Origin of the sequence: Cellulomonas rhizosphaerae (assembly GCF_003470205.1) — a bacterium.
Taxonomy (GTDB): Bacteria; Actinomycetota; Actinomycetes; order Actinomycetales; family Cellulomonadaceae; genus Cellulomonas; species Cellulomonas rhizosphaerae.
In genome coordinates this window covers 1-1,924 of record NZ_QWKP01000017.1, presented here as the reverse complement: position 1 = coordinate 1,924, position 1,924 = coordinate 1, and the positions used below count along the sequence as shown (strand labels likewise).

General features: G+C 74.7%; 3 protein-coding genes. All 3 read right to left on the bottom strand.

Going from position 1 to position 1,924, the window contains the following annotated elements:
* On the bottom strand, positions 1-1,184 hold a 1,184-nt coding region (locus D1825_RS00205; protein WP_199721428.1), incomplete at its 3' end, for a chemotaxis protein CheA.
* 47 nt (positions 1,185-1,231) lie between these two features.
* The gene (csrA, locus tag D1825_RS00200; protein WP_118765554.1) at positions 1,232-1,498 is read right to left on the bottom strand and encodes a carbon storage regulator CsrA; all 267 of its coding nucleotides are present in this window, start codon (positions 1,496-1,498) and stop codon (positions 1,232-1,234) included.
* 29 nt (positions 1,499-1,527) lie between these two features.
* A partial coding sequence (locus D1825_RS00195) for a hypothetical protein (protein WP_407643283.1) occupies positions 1,528-1,924 on the bottom strand: 397 nt, incomplete at its 5' end.

The following is a 1,924-nucleotide window of genomic DNA, read 5'->3' as shown; positions in this document are numbered from 1 at the left end:
GTGACCTTCTCCGCGGTCGAGAAGCCGGGCAGGAACAGCAGCTGGAGCAGCTCGTTCGCGCTCATCGCGGCGACCTGGTCGGCCGTCCGCAGGCCCTTGGCGACGGCCTTGGCGGCGACGACCTCGGGGTCGATGCCCCGGCCGTCGTCGCGGACCTCGACCGAGACCTGCCCACCGGCGTGCGACGCGCGCAGCTCGAGCAGGCCAGCGGCGGCCTTGCCCGCGCCGACGCGGTCGGCGGGCGACTCGATGCCGTGGTCGACCGCGTTGCGGACCAGGTGCGTGAGCGGGTCCTTGACGGCCTCGAGCAGGCCGCGGTCGAGCTCGGTGTCGCCGCCGACCATCTCGAGGCGCACCTCGCGGCCGCACAGCGCCGCGAGGTCGCGCACGACGCGCGGCATCTTCGACCACACGTGCTCGATGGGCTGCATGCGCGTGCGCATGACGCCCTCCTGCAGCTCGGAGGCGATGAGGTTGAGCTGCTGCGCCGAGCGTGCGAGGTCGACGTCCTGGGCCGACGAGGCGAGCCGGCTGATCCGGTTGCGGGCCAGCACGAGCTCGCCGACCTGCCGCATGAGCGAGTCGAGCAGCTCGACGTCCACGCGGATCGAGGAGTCGGCGGCGCCGCGCAGGGTGCCGGTGTCGTCCAGGTTCGAGGCCGCCGGGGCGGGTGCCGGCGGTTCCGGTGCGCGCGGCGACGGCAGGACGGCGGCGGGGGCCGGTGCCGGGGCCTCAGCCGGCGCCGGGACCGGTTCGACGACCGGGACGGGTTCGACGACCGCGACCGGCTCGGGCACCACGCCCTCCTGCACCGCGACGATCGCGGCGCGGGCGGCCTCCACGTCCACGTCGCCCTCGCCGCCGGTGAGCTCGATCGCCCCCAGCAGCTCGCGCACGGTGTCGACCATGCGCAGCAGCACATCCGTCGTCGGCTGGTCCATGGACCGCTTGCCGTCCCGCAGCTCCACCAGCAGGTTCTCGCCCACGTGGGTGAGCTGCTCGAGCCGGCCGAAGGCCAGGAAGCCGCTCGTGCCCTTGATGGTGTGGATCGTGCGGAACACGCTGCTCAGCAGCTCGCGCGATCCCGGGTGCTCCTCGAGCGCCACGAGGTCACGGTCCAGCTGGTCGAGATTCTCATGACTCTCGACCAGGAACTCGCGGACGATCTCGTCGATGTCCTCCACAACGCCCTCCCCACCGGGCGTTGACGGGTACCGCTCCGGCTATCCCCTCATCGGTCGGGGAGGGAGGCTCCTGAGGAGTCCGGGAGGGTGGGCGCCACGAGGCGGCGCAGGTCCGCGACCGCGTCGTCGTCGGCCGCGGCGGCGTCGACGTTCGCGGCCGTGACGGCCTCGAGCACCTCGGCGCGGTGGACGCGCACCGAGCGGGGCGCGTCGATGCCGAGCCGGACGCCGTCGCCGCGCACCTCGATGACCGTGACGACGATCCCGTCGCCGATCACCAGGCGTTCGCCGACGCGGCGGCTGAGCACGAGCATGTCGCGACCTTACCGCCCTCGCCCGAGGCTCAGTCCCAGGGTCCGCGCCCGCCGAGCGCGTGGTCGAGCAGCGCGGCCCACGACGCCGTCGACGCCGGGATGCCGTCGATCCAGGCCACGGGGACGCCGAGGTCGAGCACCGTGCCCGGCTCGGTCGTGTCGAAGGCGCTGCGCACGGCCACCGCGTCGAACGTGCCGAGCGACGCGAGCCACGCGCGCGCGTCGACCGTCTTGGTCCGCGCGTCGACGACCGCCCAGGACTGGTCGGGCCGCAGCGCACGCAGGATGTCGGCCGCCGCGGATCGCTCGTCGGCGTCCGGGGCGACCGCGAGCGCGACGACCCACGGGTGGGGCGCCCGCGCGGCGGTCTCGCGCCAGCGCGCGGCCTCGTCGGGGCCGGTCGGGCGCACGCGGCCGGACCCGCTG